This window comes from Gordonia sp. NPDC003422, from assembly GCF_053588675.1.
Window position 1 is genome coordinate 298,786 of sequence record NZ_JBSFQL010000003.1, and the last position, 16,536, is coordinate 315,321.

Here is a 16,536-nt window from a genome sequence, read left to right on the forward strand (position 1 = left end):
TCGCTCGTGACTACACCGCCGCTGCGGGCCAGTACTGCTTCCGCAGCTCGCCTTTGACGAGCTTACCGGTGGGTGTGCGTGGCAATTCAGAGACGAAGTCGACCGAACGCGGCGCCTTGTAGGCGGCGATGGATTCCTTGGTGAAAGCGATCAGCTCATCGGCGAGCTCGTCGGACGGTAGTCGGCCGTCGGCGAGCTGGACGCACGCCTTGGCGACCTCGCCGAGGTCGGGGTCGGGCACTCCGATCACCGCGACGTCGAACACGGCCGGGTGGTTGATGAGAACATTCTCTGCCTCCTGCGGGTAGATGTTGACCCCGCCGGAGATGATCATGAACGCCTTGCGGTCGGTCAGATACAGGTAGCCGTCGGCATCGACATACCCGACATCGCCTGTGGTGGACCAGTTCTCGTGCTCGGGGTGCTGAGATTTCCGTGTCTTCTCCGGATCGTTGTGGTACTGGAACGGCACCTCGTCGCGTTCGAAGTAGACCTGCCCGACCTCTCCGGTGGGCACTTCCTTGCCGTCCTCATCGCAGATGTGGATGACGCCGAGCAGCGGCTTGCCGACCGAGCCGGGATGGTCGAGCGCTTCCTGCGGTCCGATGAAGGTTGCGCCTGCCGCCTCGGTCGATGCGTAGTACTCGTGGATCACCGGACCCCACCACTCGATCATCGCCTGCTTCACCTCAACCGGGCACGGCGCTGCCGCGTGAACGGCCAGCTTCAAGCTGCCGACGTCGTACTTGGCGCGGATGTCGGCCGGAAGTTTCAGCATTCGGATGAACATGGTCGGGACCCACTGGCTGTGTGTCGCGTGGTACTTCTCGATCGCGGCCAGTGCGTCTTGCGGATCGAAGCGGTCGAGGAACACCACGGTTCCGCCGACCGAATTCGTCACGCCGCAATACCGCAGCGGTGCAGCGTGATACAGCGGCGCCGGGGACAAGTAGACCGCCGTCGGGTCGAAGCCGTACATCGGCGCGAAGATCGCGGTGTAGGCGTCGGGGATTTCATCGACCTGCCCCTGCGGCATCGGCGTCTTGATGCCCTTGGGCCGTCCGGTGGTTCCCGAGGAGTAGAGCATGTCGGTACCGCGTGGCTGATCGGTGCGTGACGCGTCGGACGCAGCAGCGAGCGCAGTCTCGTAGGAGTCGAAGCCCGGGATCTCGCCGCCCCAGGAGAGTCGATGCCCGGGCCGCTTCAGCGCATCGATCTCTGCGGAGTCGGCGACGGCGTCGGACACCGACGCGCCGGCGAACAGCACCTGAGCGTTGCAGTCGGCGAGGATGTAGTTGGTCTCCGCGGCGGTCAGGTGGTGGTTGATTGCCGTCACGTACAGTCCGCTGCGCAGCGCGGCCCAGTACACCTCGAACATGTGCAGGTCGTTCGCCGACACCATCGCGATGCAGTCGCCCGGCCGGAGTCCCAGTGACTCAAGGTGATTCGCCAGGCGCGTGGAGTTCTGGTCGAGCTCGGCGTACGTGAGCTGTTCTCCGGTGGCGGCGCGGATCACGGCGGGCTTGTCCGGGGTGGACTTGGCGAAGACTCCAGGAAACACGGCAGTCTCTCCTCTGCAGGTCAGGAATGCATGTGATGGCAGCCGAGCGAGCGCTCGGACGTGCTCGGCATCACAGTACCTGACGCGCCGCCAACGTCAGTGTCGGGCGAGGAAACGATCCATCGTGCGCTCGGCGAGTGCGGTGATCGTGAGGGACGGGTTGACGAGCCCGACGGCGCCGGGGCAGAACGAACCGTCGACCACATAGAGGTCGTCGTAGCCCTTGACCCCGCCGTCGGCTGTGGCCGCTTGCCCGATGACGACGCCACCCAGCCCGTGGAAGGTACTACCGGAACCGAATCCGAAACTGCGCGAGTACAGCGGAATGCCGTTCTGCGGGAAGCCGTATCGGGTTTCGGTGCGTTCGTGGAAGTGCTGGGCGAACGCGGCCCCGCGCCGATCGAGGACGCTCGTTCCCTCGGGATACGGATAGTTGAGCTGGGTGCCCCTGGTGGCGTGGTCGTAGTCGATGGTGCCGCGTTCGTCGGTGTGTACCTGAATGAGATGTGTGGTTGCGGTGCCACCGAGGGGAGACGGGAAAGGACTCGCCTGGTAGACGATCGCTGCGGGGCCGCCGGGCAGGCGGTCCTCCCGAAGCCGGCTGTAGCCGGGTCCGCCCTGGATCGGACCGTACTGCTCGCGCAGTGCGGTCCGCACGATGAGGAAGTCGCCGTTGCCGCCGAACCCGTCACCGATCCTCGGCGACAGTCGGGGCAGGGTTCCGTGCGCGCGGGCGCGGACCAGCAACGACGTCGTGTGATACGAGCCGGCCGCGAGGAACAGGTGGTCGGCCTCGGCGGTGACGATCCGGAGCGTGCGGTGCTTGTCGTCGATCACCCGGGCCCGCACGACGAATCCCCGTCGGCGGCTGCGTGGTCGGATCTCGAAGACCTCGTGCATCGGCTTGATGGTGACGTTGCCCGTGGCCTCGGCGGCCGGCAGGTAGTTGTGGTCGACCGAGTTCTTGGCCCCGCTGTTCACGCCGTAGGAGAGGTCGCCGATGCTGACGCCTGGCCGGACGCGCCCGGAGAGTTCCTTGCGGACGAGGTCCCAGTTGATGGAGTAGTCGATGAAGCTCGGCCGGACTCCGTAACGTGCGACCGTCCGCAACCACGATCGGGCGCCGACGTAGTTGGGGTGGGCGAGGATGTCCGGTGGCAGCGGTGTCGCGTTGAGCATGCGCCGAGCGCGCGGATAGTAGGTCCGCGCGAGACCGTCGTAGTCGGTGCCGCCGGGGAACAGCATCTCGAAATCGGGTTTGTCGGGCTGAGCCGAAAAGGCGCCGAACACAAGAGATCCGCCGCCCACGCCCGCGCCGTAGACGGACTCGATGCCGTTGCCCTTGATCGCATCCAGGACGCCCGGGTAACGCTCGACCGGGACCTGCAACGAGCTGGAGATGCCTGCGGTGTCGGAGAACCAGGCGGCTCGGCGGTCGGGCCGATCGAAAGTGGCAAAGGTGTTGCCGTCTGGACGAATCGGCCAGCGTCGTCCGCGTTCGAATACCGTTGTCCGAAAGCCTGCCTGTCCAAGGCGAAGTGCCGCGACGGCACCGCCGAATCCGCTGCCGATGACGATCGCGGTGCCGCGTTCGGCGGCGGCCGTGGCGCCGGCTCCGCGTCCGATAGCTGCCGTGGCGGCGGTGATTGCGCCCGCAGCGGCAGCTCCTTTGAGCAGCGAGCGCCGTGTGAGCAGGAAGTGTTCAGGCCGATCGGGTGCGTCCACGACAGCTAACTTAGGGTACCCTACCTGAAGGTTTGCTGAGAACGCTCAGGTACGCGCCGCCGCCTGGTCGTAGGTCGCCGAACGCGGTGCGCGCACCGACTCCTCGACCAGGTCGAGAACCGCGTGCAGATCATCGGTGGGACGTCCCGACGCGAGCCGGGTGATGAGTCCGTCGAGGACGAGGTCGAGGTAGTCCAGCAGCACGTCGGTGGGGACGTCCTCGCGCAGCCGCCCGGCTTCGCGACCGCGTTCGAGTCGGTCGAGGGTCGCCTTTTCCAGGTCGAGGGAGTGCGCAGTCCACGCATCCCGGAAGGCTGCGTCGGTCCGGAGTTTGCGGGCGATCTCCAGGCGGGTACCCAGCCAGTCGAAATCCTGTGGGCGGGCGAGCATGTCACGCATGACCTGCACGAGTCCCTGTTCGGCTGCGACGTCGGCCATCCGCTCGGCGTCCTCGCGCGCCAGGGCGAGAAAGAGCGCCTCTTTGTCCCGGAAGTGATGGAAGATCGCGCCGCGTGACATCCCGGTCGACTCTTCGATGCGCTTCACTGTCGCACCGTCGTAGCCGTACTCGGCGAAGCAGTGCCGCGCGCCGTCGAGAATCTCCCGACGACGCGCGGCCAGACGATCATCGCTGACCTTGGGCACCGACTTCTCCCCGGATCGTCGATCGCCTGATCACCGACATCATGATCAGCTCTTGATCATGTTGCGCAGCACGTACTGCAGGATGCCTCCGTTGCGGTAGTAATCGGCCTCGCCGGGGGTGTCGATGCGAACCTTGGCGTCGAACTCGATGACCGAGCCGTCCTCCTTGGTCGCGGTGACGTGCACGGTCTTCGGCGTCTTACCGTCGTTGAGTTCCTCGATGCCGCTGATGTCGAACACCTCGGTGCCGTCGAGACCCAGCGACGAGTAGGACTCGCCGTCCGGGAACTGCAGCGGGATCACACCCATGCCGATCAGGTTCGAGCGGTGGATGCGCTCGAAGGACTCGACGATGACGGCCTTCACGCCGAGCAGCATCGTGCCCTTGGCCGCCCAGTCACGCGACGAGCCCGATCCGTACTCCTTGCCACCGAGCACGACCAGCGGTGTGCCGGCCTCCTTGTAGTTCTGGCAGGCGTCGTAGATGAACGACTGCGGGCCGCCCTCCTGGGTGAAGTCGCGGGTGTAGCCGCCGGTCACACCGTCGAGCAGACGGTTCTGCAGACGGATGTTGGCGAAGGTGCCGCGGATCATCACCTCGTGGTTGCCACGCCGCGAACCCAGCGAGTTGTAGTCCTTGCGGGCCACACCCTTGGAATCGAGGTACTGCGCCGCCGGGGTGCCCGGCTTGATCGGACCGGCGGGGGAGATGTGGTCGGTGGTGACCGAATCGCCCAGCACCGCCATCACGCGCGCGCCTTTGATGTCGGACACCGGCGAGGGCTCCAGATCCATGTCGTCGAAGTACGGCGCCTTCGCGACGTAGGTCGAGTCGTCGTCCCAGTCGAAGGTCTTGCCCTCCGGCGTCGGCAGGCTCTGCCAGCGCTCGTCTCCGGCGAAGACGTCCTTGTAGGAGTCGGCGAACATCTCCTGGTTGATAGAACCGGCGATGACCTCCTCGATCTCCTTCGCCGTCGGCCAGATGTCCTTGAGGAAGACGTCGTTGCCCTCGGTGTCCTTGCCCAGCGGGTCGGTCTCGAAGTCGAAGTCCATCGTTCCCGCGATGGCGTACGCGATGACCAGCGGCGGCGAGGCGAGATAGTTCATCTTGACGTCGGGGGAGATGCGACCCTCGAAGTTGCGGTTGCCCGACAGCACCGCGGTGGCGGTGAGGTCGTTGTCGTTGATGGCCTTGGAGATGGCCTCGGGCAGCGGTCCGGTGTTACCGATGCAGGTGGTACAGCCGTAGCCACCGAGGAAGAAGCCCAGCTTCTCCAGGTAGGGCCACACGCCGGCCTTCTCGTAGTAGTCGTTGACCACCTGCGAGCCCGGCGCCATGTTGGTCTTCACCCACGGCTTGCTCGACAGGCCCTTCTCGACGGCCTTCTTGGCCAGCAGGGCCGCGCCCAGCATGACCGACGGGTTGGAGGTGTTGGTGCAGGAGGTGATGCCTGCGACCACCACGGCGCCGTGGTCGAGGATGAACTCGCCGCGTTCTTCGTCGAGCACCTTGATCGGCTTCGTCGGACGGCCCTCTGCGCCGTTGGCGGCCGAATGCACCACCACGGCGTCCTCCTCGGCGAAGGACAGCGTGGCCGGATCCGATGCCGGGAAGGACTCCTCCACGGCCTCGTCGACGTTGGTGTGCTGCGGGGTGTTGCCCTCTTCCACGTAGTTGTGGATGTCCTTGCGGAACGCGGTCTTGGCGTCGGACAGTTCGATGCGGTCCTGCGGACGCTTCGGTCCGGCGATCGACGGAACAACCGAACCGAGGTCGAGTTCGAGGTATTCGGAGAAGACCGGCTCGCGCTCGGGGTCGTGCCACATGCCCTGTTCCTTGGCGTAGGCCTCGACGAGCGCGAGTTGCTCGTCGGGACGGCCGGTGAGGCGCAGGTAGTTGACGGTCTCCTCGTCGATCGGGAACATCGCTGCGGTGGAACCGAATTCGGGGCTCATGTTGCCCAGCGTGGCGCGGTTGGCAAGGGGGACCTCGGCCACACCTTCGCCGTAGAACTCGACGAACTTGCCGACGACGCCGTGCTTGCGCAGCATCTCGGTGACGGTGAGGACCACGTCGGTGGCGGTCACGCCGGGGCTGATCTGTCCGGTCAGCTTGAAGCCGACCACGCGCGGGATGAGCATCGAGATCGGCTGGCCGAGCATCGCGGCCTCGGCCTCGATACCGCCGACGCCCCAGCCCAGGACGCCGAGGCCGTTCTCCATCGTGGTGTGCGAGTCGGTGCCGACGCAGGTGTCGGGGTAGGCCTGGCCGTTACGCACCATGATCGAGCGCGCCAAGTGCTCGATGTTCACCTGGTGCACGATGCCGGTGCCCGGGGGGACGACCTTGAAGTCGTCGAAGGCGGTCTGGCCCCAACGCAGGAATTGGTAGCGCTCGCCGTTGCGCTCGTACTCGAGTTCGACGTTGCGCTCGAAGGCGTCGGCGCGGCCGAAGACGTCGAGGATGACCGAGTGGTCGATGACCAGTTCGGCCGGGGCCAGCGGGTTGACCTTGGTCGGGTCGCCACCGAGGCGGCCGACGGCCTCACGCATGGTGGCCAGGTCGACCACGCAGGGGACACCGGTGAAGTCCTGCATGATCACACGCGCCGGCGTGAACTGGATCTCGATGTCCGGCTCAGCCGTGGGATCCCAGTTGGCGATTGCCTCGATGTGTTCGGTGGTGATGTTCGCGCCGTCTTCGGTGCGCAACAGGTTCTCGGCGAGGACCTTCAATGAATAGGGGAGTTTTTCGGTTCCCTTGACGGCATTGAGCCGGAAGATCTCGTAACTCTGGTCGCCGACCTCGAGGGTCCCGCGGGCGTCGAACGAATTGATACTCACGTCTGATCCACTCTCCTCTGGTGCCGACGGGCTGCGCCGGCGGTGCTCGAACTGTGCGGGTGGTTCAGGGATGAGCCACCCGCTCGATCTCGTCGGCGAACGCCGCCCGTTCGTCGACACTGACCATCACCGACGGGCTGCGCCGGTGTCACTCGTCCCCGGGACGCGTCGGCATTCCGTCGAGACGAGTGGCCGCGGAGGGCACCGCGGCGATACATCCATGTTAACAGTACGAGCGTACTGCTAACAAGTTGTTGCGACACGACACGCCCCATCGACACGCCCGCCCCGAGTACTTCGAGCGGAATGCGCCAGCCCACTTCATTCTGTCGTACGGTGCTTGACTAGGTTTGGCGAGGAGAGAAGTGTCCGCGTGAATTTAATGGCGGCGAAACGTTGACGTGAGGAACCCCCGATGAGTCCCGATCCGCAGGTGCCCGGTTCGCCGGGAACCGAGGCCGGAAGCAACGATGCGCCGACGATCCCAGGACTCACCGGCGTCGACATGGGTCAACTGGCCACCGACATCCGCGACGACCACGTGGCCGCGCCCGACAATCCCGATCAGGTGGCTGCTCTGCGCAAGGTCGTGGCCGATGCGAAGGCCAACGGCCACGACATCAGTCTCGTCGTGGTGAAGACGCAGCAGCCCACCTACACGATCTACCGCGACATCGCGACCACGCTGCAACCGGAGGTCGGCGGCACGGTGATCGTCCTCGGTCCCAACTCCGTCGGCAGTACCTCGCCCGAGTTCAGTCGGTTTGTCCAAGAACAGGCCACCAACAACCTCGATCTTCGCCAGCCCGCAGCCGCTGCCGGGCAGATGGTCGACCAGATGACTGCCCCGACCCTGGATTGGACGATCATCACGTTGGTGCTGATCGTCGTGGTCGGCGTCGGTGCGGTTCTCGGCAGGCTGAAGACCCTTCGTCGGCGGCGCAACGACGACGTGGTTTCGAACGCATTGGAGTCCGAGACCTTGGGAACTGCCGACGGTCGCTGACCACAGTTCAGGTTTCTGTTGTGGTGGCCGAGATGGACGCTGCGCCCCTACCGCATGCGTCCGACGCGTAACGCGTGCACCTGTCCGACCGTCGCTGAGTGTTGCGAAGTTGAGACCTTCCGGTCGGGTGGCCCTTTTGGCCAGTTCACGGCATTTTCGCAGGTAATCACGTGAATGTAATTCACGATTGCGCTTTTCCGATGTGTCTGATGTGACGTACGGTTCTGATGTCACATGTGATGCAGAAGTCGCTTTCAGGGTCTCATGTGCTGCATGGTGCAGTAGATGACCACCGTGGCGGGGGATGGTTCGCATCCGGCAACGAACGAGTGCGGGATGGCTCATCCCGAACAGATCGGCAAGGAGTTCTCAGTGACGCGAGGTACAACCGGTGCGGGCCACCGGGCGTCGTGGCCGGCGCGCCTGGGGGCACTGATGGCCGCAGGTCTGCTAGGGGTCGTCGGCGTCGGTGGCGCGATGGGGGCGCCCGGTGCGAGCCGCCCGGCATCTCCGGTGTCGGGACTCATCAATCAGCTCGCGCAGGTGAACCAGAACATTGCCGACCTCGACGACGCGCTCGCCGTGCGGCAAGAGTTCGTGAATCGGTCGCTCGTCGACTACCAGAACTCGGTGGCCGCTCAGCGGCTGGCCACAGTCGCCGCGCAAGGCGCCCAGCGTGCGCTGCGCGACTCGGGCCGCGCAGTGGTCGCCGCTCAGCGCGAGTTCGACCACTTTGTCCGGCAGGCCTATCGTCAGGGCGGCGAACAGGGCTCGATGGCCAACTACGCGTCATCGCCCGACCCGCAGTCGATACTCGACCGGATGACGTTGCTCGATCAGATCAGCGAGCAGCATCAGGGCACCATCCGCCGCCTTCAGGTGGCCCGCAATCAGCAGGCGAACCGCGTCGCGGCCGCCGAGGCGACGAAACGTCAGGCGGCCTTCGCGGCAACGAGCGCCGCACAGCGCCGGACCGACGCGCTCGGTGCGTTCAACCAGGCACGCAGCGCTCTCAGCACCGAACGTCAGCGTCGAACCACCTTGATCCAGCAGCGCGACAACACCCAGGCCCGCCTCGACCGGTTGCGGGGAGTGCAGCCGCGCAAGGTGGCCGCCGGCCCGTCGGCCGCCGAATTGCTGTCCAACCTGTTCCCGCCCATGCCGGGCCGGCCGGCAGGCCCGAGCGCCACACCGGCAGCGGGAGACAACCAGGCCCTGGCCGTCGCGGCGGAAGCAGCCGCCAGGCTGGCGCTCGACCTCGGGCAGAAGGCACTCGCGGCCATCGTCGGCCAACAGCAACTCCCGCAATCCCAGTTGCTCAACGAACTCGGTATCGGCGGCTCGGACATGACGGGCAGCAGCGGGAACTCGCTGATCGCGCGCCTCGGATCGGGCAGTCTGGGATCGCTGTTCGGCAGTTCGTCGGGCAACGGCCAGGTCCGCCCGGGCCTGCGCGGTCCGCAGGCCGTCGAACTCGTGGTGAATCGCGCGCTCTCGCAGCTCAACGTCCCCTACGCGTGGGGCGGCGGCAACGCGAACGGCCCGACCCAGGGCATTCGTGACGGCGGTGTCGCCGACAGCTTCGGCGACTACAACAAGACAGGGTTCGACTGCTCGGGCCTGATGATCTACGCGTTCGCGGGCGTCGGCATCGAGCTACCGCACTACACCGGCTATCAGTACACGTCCGGTCCGCAGGTGCCGCTGTCACAGATACGACGCGGCGACATGATCTTCTACGGCCCCAACGCCAGCCAGCACGTCGCGCTCTACCTCGGCGACAACAAGATGGTGGAGGCCCCGCAGTCCGGTGACGTGGTCAAGGTGTCGCCGCTGCGGACCGACGGTGCGATGCCCAACGTCGTGCGGCTCCTCTGAGTCGGACTCTGTGCGTTGGACATCCTCTGGGTCGGACGTCTCCCGGCGCACGGTTGATCGACGATCAATCGATCGACCATCGGACGGCGCGCCCACCCTTCTTGGCCCGTTTTCAGTTGACGCGGCTAGGCTGGCATGCACACGTGTGACGTGAGTCGATTCCCGATGAACGGGGCGGCTGGTGTCACGGACATCGGGCAGCATGCCCGCGGGTGGGGGTACCCGTCGGACGACGGTCCCACCGGCACGGACCAGACCGGTACGGACAGGAGCACGGGTTGACCTCATCGCACCCCCAACGCGAGACCTCGCTGGACAAGAGCGGTTCAGCATCCGCTGCCGGCGAGACGGTGCTGACCGACGCCGACGTCAAATTGCTCGAACGAGCGATCTACGAGGTAAAGCGCGTCATCGTCGGACAGGATCAGCTCGTCGAGCGCATTCTGGTCGGATTGCTCGCGCGCGGCCACATCCTCCTCGAGGGCGTCCCCGGCGTCGCCAAGACGCTGGCGGTGGAGACCTTTGCCACCGTGGTCGGCGGCTCGTTCTCCCGCGTCCAGTTCACTCCCGACCTCGTGCCCACCGACCTGATCGGCACCCGGATCTACCGGCAGGGACGCGAGGAGTTCGACACCGAACTCGGACCCGTGGTCGCGAACTTCCTGCTCGCCGACGAGATCAACCGCGCTCCCGCCAAGGTGCAGTCGGCGCTCCTCGAGGTGATGGCCGAGCGGCACGTGTCGATCGGTGGCACCACGTACCCGATGCCCGACCCGTTCCTGGTGATGGCCACCCAGAACCCGATCGAGAACGAAGGCGTCTATCCGCTACCGGAAGCGCAGCGCGACCGCTTCCTGTTCAAGATCCTGGTCGACTATCCGTCGGTCGAGGAAGAACGCGAGATCGTCTACCGGATGGGCAACGTGCCGCCCACTGCGTCGCAGGTGCTCGATCCGGCCGCCATGCTGCGGCTGCAGAAGACCGCCGCGAACGTGTTCGTCCACCACGCCCTCGTCGACTACGTGGTGCGGGTGATCAACGCGACCCGACGGCCGGCCGAACTCGGACTCACCGACGTCGCGGCCTGGCTCTCCTACGGTGCGTCCCCGCGTGCGACGCTGGGCATCGTCGCGGCCGCCCGTGCGCTGGCACTCGTCCGCGGGCGCGATTACGTCGTGCCCCAGGACATCGTCGAGATCATGCCCGACGTGCTGCGGCACCGCTTGGTGCTCAGCTACGACGCGCTCGCGGACGAGATCGACGCCGATCAGGTCATCAACCGGGTGCTGCAGACCGTCGGACTGCCGCAGGTCGGTGCGCAGCAGGTGCCCGCGGCGTCGTATCCGGCCGGAGCGCCCACAGTCGGTGCGGGTGCGCAGGTACCCGCAGGCAACGGATACCCCGCGCCGGCCCCGCAGGGTGCTCCCGGCCCGGTCAATCCCGCACAGGTGAACCAGACGACAGCGCGGTATGGCGGCTAACAAGGATCTGCCCAACCTCGGTGCTGGACTGCTCGAGGAACCCCAACTGACGGCTGCGTTGCGCACGCTCGAACTGACGGTGCGCCGCAAGCTCGACGGTGTGCTGCAGGGCGAGCACCTCGGCCTGATCCCCGGTCCGGGCTCCGAACCGGGTGAGGCACGCGAGTATCAGCCCGGCGACGACATCCGCCGGATGGAATGGTCGGTGACCGCGCGGACCACTCAACCGCACGTCCGGCAGATGATCGCCGACCGTGAGCTGGAGACCTGGCTGGTGGTCGACGCATCGGCGAGTCTGGATTTCGGCACGACGAACTGCACCAAACGCGACCTTGCCGTCGCAGCGGCCGCCGCGATCGTCCACCTGACCACCGAGGGCGGCAACCGGCACGGCGCGCTGGTTGTCACCGGTGACGACATCGTCAGGATCCCGGCGCGCAGCGGTCGCGCGCACGCACAGACGCTGCTGAAGGCGATCGCCACCACTCGACGCAGCGCGCCGGGTGTGCGCGGCGACCTCAAGGGCGGGATCGAGGCGCTTCGGCGCCCACAACGTCGTCGGGGGCTCGCCGTGGTGATCAGTGACTTCCTGGGTCCGATCGACTGGGAGCGGTCACTGCGCGCGATCGCGGCTCACCACGAGTTGTTGGCCGTCGAGGTGCTCGACCAACGCGATCTCGAACTGCCCGCCGTCGGCGAGGTGACCCTGGCCGACGCCGAGTCCGGCGAGATCCGCGAGGTGACGATCAACGACAAGCTGCGCGCCGACTTCGCCGCGGCCGCCCGGGCCCATCAACAGAAGGTGCATCGGACGATCCGTAGTTGCGGCGGGCCGGTGCTGACGTTGCGCACCGACCGCGACTGGATGACCGACACCATCAAGTTCGTCGCTCAGCGCCGGCGCGGTCTGGCTGCGGGGGTGGGATGAGCAGGATCTTCTCGAGCCCGTGGTGGCTCTTGTTGCTGCTGGCTGTCGTCGTCCTCGCGGTCACCTACTTCTACGTTCAGCGGTTGCGTCGCAAACGGGCGTTCACCTTCGCCAACCTCGAAGTGCTCGACCAGGTTTCACCGCCGCAGCACAACCGGCTGCGGCATGTTCCGATCGCCCTGCTGCTGGTTGCGCTGATCCTGCTGACCGTTGCGATGGCGGGTCCGCAGGCCGATCGGCAGGTACCGCGCAACAAGGCCACCGTGGTGCTCGTCATGGACGTGTCGCGCTCGATGAACGCCACCGACGTCGCGCCGTCGCGTATCCGGGCGGCCCAGGAGGCCGCCAAGAAGTTCGCCGACGATCTGACCGAGGGCATCAATCTCGGTCTCATCTCCTTCGCCGGGACCCCCTCGACCTTGGTGTCGCCGACGCCCGACCACACCGCGACCAAGAAGGCGGTCGACAAACTGGTGTTGGCCGACAAGACCGCGACCGGCGAAGGCATCTTCGCCGCGCTCGACCAGATCCGCACACTCAATGCGGTACTCGGCGGTCCGGAGGCGGCGCCACCGGCCCACATCGTCTTGTTGTCCGACGGCAAGCAGACCGTGCCCGACGAGCCCACCGACCCGCGCGGCGCATTCACGGCGGCCCGAAAGGCGAAGGAAGAGGGGGTGCCAGTTTCCACGATCTCGTTCGGAACCTCGTACGGCACCGTGGAACTCGACGGTGACCGGGTGCCCGTGCCGGTCGACGACCCCTCGCTCAAGCAGATCGCGAACCTGAGTGGTGGCAACTTCTTCACCGCGCAGTCGCTCGACGAGCTGAACCGGGTCTACGAGAAGCTCCAGAGCGAGATCGGCTACGAGACACGACGCGGCGACAATTACCGTCCATGGCTCATCGCCGGTACGTTGTTCGCGCTGGCGTCTGCGTTCGCGGCCCTCGCCATCAACCGGCGTCTGCCCTGACCGTCGGGCGCATACCCGCAGCGAGGACTCGAACCCGACCCCGATAGGTTGACATCTATGACAGCAAGCAACGAAGCTCAGTCCGATCAGCGGCCGTCGCGGTCGGTCTTGGTGACCGGAGGCAATCGCGGGATCGGGCTCGCGGTCGCCCGTCGCCTCGCTGCCGACGGGCACAAGGTCGCGGTCACCCACCGCGGATCCGGCGCACCCGAAGGACTGTTCGGCGTGCAGTGCGACGTCACCGACTCCGAGTCGCTCGACCGTGCCTTCAAGGAGGTGGAAGCCCATCAGGGTCCGGTGGAGGTGCTGGTCGCCAACGCCGGCATCACCGACAACATGCTGTTGATGCGGTTGTCCGAGGAGTCGTTCGAGAAGGTCATCGACGCCAACCTCACCGGCGCCTTCCGTTGCGCGAAGCGCGCCACCAAGGGCATGCAGCGCGCGAAGTGGGGGCGCATGATCTTCCTCGGGTCGGTGGTCGCGATGTCGGGCATCCCCGGGCAGGTCAACTACGCGGCGTCCAAGGCGGGTCTGATCGGAATGGCGCGGTCGATCGCGCGTGAGATCGGGTCCCGCAACATCACCGCCAACGTCGTGGCACCGGGCTTCATCGACACCGACATGACCGCCGCCATGGAAGACCGCTATATCGAGATGGCCAAGCAGGCTATTCCGCTGGGCCGCACCGGAAAGCCGGAAGACGTGGCCGCCGCGGTGAGTTTCCTGGCCTCCGACGACGGTGGCTACATCACCGGCGCCGTGATCCCGGTCGACGGCGGCATGGGCATGGGCAACTGAGCGGACCCCAGCCAAGACCTCCAGCAAATCTCGCAGTACGACACCCCCAACCTGATCAGGAGCACTGCAGTGACCGGAATCCTGGACGGCAAGACCGTCCTCATCACGGGCATCATCACCGACGCGTCGATCGCCTTCCATGCCGCCGCCATGGCGCAGGAGCAGGGCGCCAAGGTCATCATCACCGGCATCCCCGAGCGACTGCGCCTCATCGACCGCATCGCCAAGCGACTCCCGCAGGAGGTGCCGCCGGCGATCGGACTCGACGTCACCGACCCCGAGGGTCTGTCGACTCTGGCCGATCGGGTCCGCGAACACGCCCCTGAGGGTGTCGATGGGGTGCTGCATTCCATCGCTTTCGCGCCGAAGACCCTGTTGGGGCCGGACATGGTGCCATTTCTCGAGGGGCCGGGGCCCGACGCAGCGAAGGCGTTCGAGGTGTCGGCGTGGAGCTATGCCTCACTGGCACAGGCAATGCTGCCGGTGATGAATGAGGGCGGGTCGATCGTCGGGATGGACTTCGATCCGCGCCGTGCGATGCCGTACTACAACTGGATGAGCGTCGCGAAGGCTGCTCTGGAGTCGGTCAATCGCTACGTGGCGCGGGAAGTGGGCGAGGCCAAGAACATTCGCTCGAACCTCGTCGCGGCCGGCCCGATCAAGACGCTGGCGGCCAAGGCGATTGCCGGCACCGCCACCGATGATGCCAAGCAGCTGAACATGCTCAACACCTACTGGGACGGGGCTTCGCCGATCGGTTGGGACATCGACGACCCGACTGTCGTGGCCAAGTCGATCTGCGCGTTGCTGTCGGATTGGCTGCCGGGCACCACGGGGTCGATCGTCTACGTCGACGGCGGTGCAAGCCACAACCTTTGGTTCCCAGAGGGTTTCGCCGACCAGGTGTGAACAACGTGACGAACGGACGAGGCGCAGAAGGGGTCGGCGCAGACACGCTCGATGCAGACGAGCGAGTCACCGCCGGGTTCGACTCCGTGCTGTTCCTGTCCTTCGGTGGCCCCGACGGTCCGGACGACGTGATGCCGTTCCTGGAGAACGTGACTCGGGGTCGGGGAGTACCACGGGATCGGCTCGAGGCGGTGGCGAAGCACTACCAGCACTTCGGCGGTGTTTCGCCGATCAATCGGCTCAACCTCGACATGATCGACGCATTGCGCGCTGGTCTTGCTGCGCGTGGCCGCGATCTGCCGGTGTGGTTCGGGAACCGAAACTGGACACCGATGGCCGAGGACACGCTCGCCGAGATGTACCGCGCGGGGCACCGGCGGATTCTGGTGTTCCCGACCTCAGCGTGGGGTGGGTATTCGGGATGCCGGCAGTATCACGAGGACATCGATCGCGCGCTGCGGTCGCTGGCACGACTCGAACCGACCAGTACCGCAAGCGATTCCGGCGTCGTCCTACGAAAGCTGCCGCAATATTGGGCGGAGCCGGCCTTCCTCGACGCCGGTGCTGACGCTGTCCGACGTGCGGCGGCGTCGTTACCTGACGCGACGACCCGTCCGCGACTGGTGTTCACCGCGCATTCGGTGCCGATGTCCGCCGACCGATCGTCGGGACCCCCCGACGACTCTGGCTTGTACTCGCGACAGGTGCTGGCCTCGGCGACCGCCGTCGCCGAGCGGCTCGGCTACGACGAATTCGATCAGGTGTGGCAATCACGGTCGGGCCCACCGCAGGTTCCGTGGCTGGAACCCGACATTTGCGACCACCTGGAAGATCTTGCCGCACAAGGTGTCACGCAGGTCATTGTGTATCCGATCGGCTTCATCTCCGATCATCTCGAAGTTATTTGGGATCTCGACAACGAGGCTGCGGAGCTCGCGGCCGAGCTGGGCATGGGCTACGCCCGTGCCGACACCGTGGGCACCGACCCCCGCTTCGTCGACATGATCATCGACATGGTCGACCGATACGCCGACGGTGGTGGCGACACCGACGCCTTCGGCTGCGGCGACAACGGAAGCCTGTGCCGTCCCGAATGCTGCGCGCCACCCGCTCGACCGGCGAGAAGCGGCCGTCCCACCGCTCCCTGATCTGAAGAGTTGGTGACCAGGTCGGTGACCTGGGCAAATGTACTGGCAGCCCGCCCGCAAAATCTAGGGGAAGAACTTCTTCCCCGGGGTTCATAGTCGTCCGCGAGAATTTTCTGGGGGAGGACACCAAGGGTAGGGGAAGAAGCTTCTTCCCCTACTTTTGTGGCGGCGGATCGCGGTTAATTCGCTCGACGACGACGATGTTCCCGGTTCCAAGGACTGCGTTGGGTCGGGGACCTCGTTTGTGGTCAGAGACCTTCGGAAGCGCTGACGGTCTTTGTGATCCATCCCGGCATTTCCGGAGAGCTCAGGTTGTGAGTGCCTCCTCCGGATTGAGGGTGCGCATGTGAGCGTAGTGGAGTTGCTCAGCGTGGTCGGGAGTGAGGTCGTCGCAGTAGCTGTGAGGCCGCTCCCGGTTGTAGAACGCCACCCATTCAGCGGTGCCCAGTGACAGTTCGGTCGCACCGTGAAATCGCGGCTGGTTGTCGACGAGTTCGTTCTTGTAGTCGGAGTTCACCGACTCGGCCAGGGCGTTGTCGTAACTTTGACCGGCTAATCGTGGTCGAGCCTGCGGCAACGATCGGCCGATGGTTCATTGTCGATCTGGTTTGCGGCGTTGCCGTCGGAGTTGTTCGTCGT

General features: G+C 65.9%; 12 protein-coding genes and 1 pseudogene. 8 read left to right on the top strand and 5 right to left on the bottom strand.

What is annotated here, in order from left to right:
* Window positions 1-10: 10 nt before the first annotated feature.
* The 4 genes from ACWDTF_RS04820 to acnA form a co-directional block, all read right to left on the bottom strand.
* Window positions 11-1,561, bottom strand: a complete 1,551-nt coding sequence (locus tag ACWDTF_RS04820; protein WP_240858042.1) for an acyl-CoA synthetase — start codon at window positions 1,559-1,561, stop codon at window positions 11-13.
* A gap of 96 nt (window positions 1,562-1,657) precedes the next feature.
* Entirely contained in the window at window positions 1,658-3,286 is a 1,629-nt protein-coding gene (locus ACWDTF_RS04825) for a GMC oxidoreductase (protein WP_355276245.1), read from the bottom strand.
* Between the two features lie 45 nt (window positions 3,287-3,331).
* Entirely contained in the window at window positions 3,332-3,931 is a 600-nt protein-coding gene (locus ACWDTF_RS04830) for a TetR/AcrR family transcriptional regulator (protein ID WP_240858036.1), read from the bottom strand.
* 45 nt (window positions 3,932-3,976) lie between these two features.
* Window positions 3,977-6,769, bottom strand: coding sequence for an aconitate hydratase AcnA (acnA, locus tag ACWDTF_RS04835; protein ID WP_355276257.1), 2,793 nt, complete (start codon window positions 6,767-6,769; stop codon window positions 3,977-3,979).
* Window positions 6,770-7,190: 421 nt separating this feature from the next.
* Between acnA and ACWDTF_RS04840 the strand changes: the two genes are divergently transcribed.
* The 8 genes from ACWDTF_RS04840 to ACWDTF_RS04875 all read left to right on the top strand — a co-directional run bounded on the left by ACWDTF_RS04840 (window position 7,191) and on the right by ACWDTF_RS04875 (window position 15,897).
* Window positions 7,191-7,781 (top strand): Rv1476 family membrane protein, encoded by a 591-nt coding sequence (locus ACWDTF_RS04840; protein ID WP_240858034.1) that lies wholly within the window; start codon window positions 7,191-7,193, stop codon window positions 7,779-7,781.
* 372 nt (window positions 7,782-8,153) lie between these two features.
* Complete coding sequence (locus ACWDTF_RS04845) at window positions 8,154-9,659, top strand: NlpC/P60 family protein (protein WP_240858032.1); 1,506 nt, start codon at window positions 8,154-8,156, stop codon at window positions 9,657-9,659.
* Between the two features lie 278 nt (window positions 9,660-9,937).
* On the top strand, window positions 9,938-11,140 hold the full coding sequence (locus ACWDTF_RS04850) for an AAA family ATPase (RefSeq protein ID WP_449754012.1): 1,203 nt from the start codon (window positions 9,938-9,940) through the stop codon (window positions 11,138-11,140).
* Window positions 11,130-12,068, top strand: coding sequence for a DUF58 domain-containing protein (locus tag ACWDTF_RS04855; RefSeq protein WP_240858021.1), 939 nt, complete (start codon window positions 11,130-11,132; stop codon window positions 12,066-12,068). The genes ACWDTF_RS04850 and ACWDTF_RS04855 overlap by 11 nt, the downstream gene beginning before the upstream one ends.
* A 5-nt stretch (window positions 12,069-12,073) precedes the next feature.
* The gene (locus tag ACWDTF_RS04860) at window positions 12,074-13,042 is read left to right on the top strand and encodes a VWA domain-containing protein (protein ID WP_240858637.1); all 969 of its coding nucleotides are present in this window, start codon (window positions 12,074-12,076) and stop codon (window positions 13,040-13,042) included.
* A 57-nt stretch (window positions 13,043-13,099) separates the two neighbouring features.
* Entirely contained in the window at window positions 13,100-13,840 is a 741-nt protein-coding gene (fabG1, locus tag ACWDTF_RS04865; protein WP_240858019.1) for a 3-oxoacyl-ACP reductase FabG1, read from the top strand.
* Window positions 13,841-13,909: 69 nt separating this feature from the next.
* Window positions 13,910-14,749 carry an NADH-dependent enoyl-ACP reductase InhA gene (gene inhA, locus ACWDTF_RS04870; protein ID WP_240858014.1) on the top strand — a complete coding sequence of 280 codons (840 nt, stop codon included), beginning with the start codon at window positions 13,910-13,912 and terminating at the stop codon, window positions 14,747-14,749.
* An 86-nt stretch (window positions 14,750-14,835) separates the two neighbouring features.
* Window positions 14,836-15,897 carry a ferrochelatase gene (locus ACWDTF_RS04875; RefSeq protein ID WP_355279719.1) on the top strand — a complete coding sequence of 354 codons (1,062 nt, stop codon included), beginning with the start codon at window positions 14,836-14,838 and terminating at the stop codon, window positions 15,895-15,897.
* A 307-nt stretch (window positions 15,898-16,204) separates the two neighbouring features.
* Here the strand turns inward: ACWDTF_RS04875 and ACWDTF_RS04880 are convergent.
* A pseudogene (locus tag ACWDTF_RS04880) lies at window positions 16,205-16,447 on the bottom strand (integrase core domain-containing protein); the annotation flags it as partial.
* Window positions 16,448-16,536: the final 89 nt, after the last annotated feature.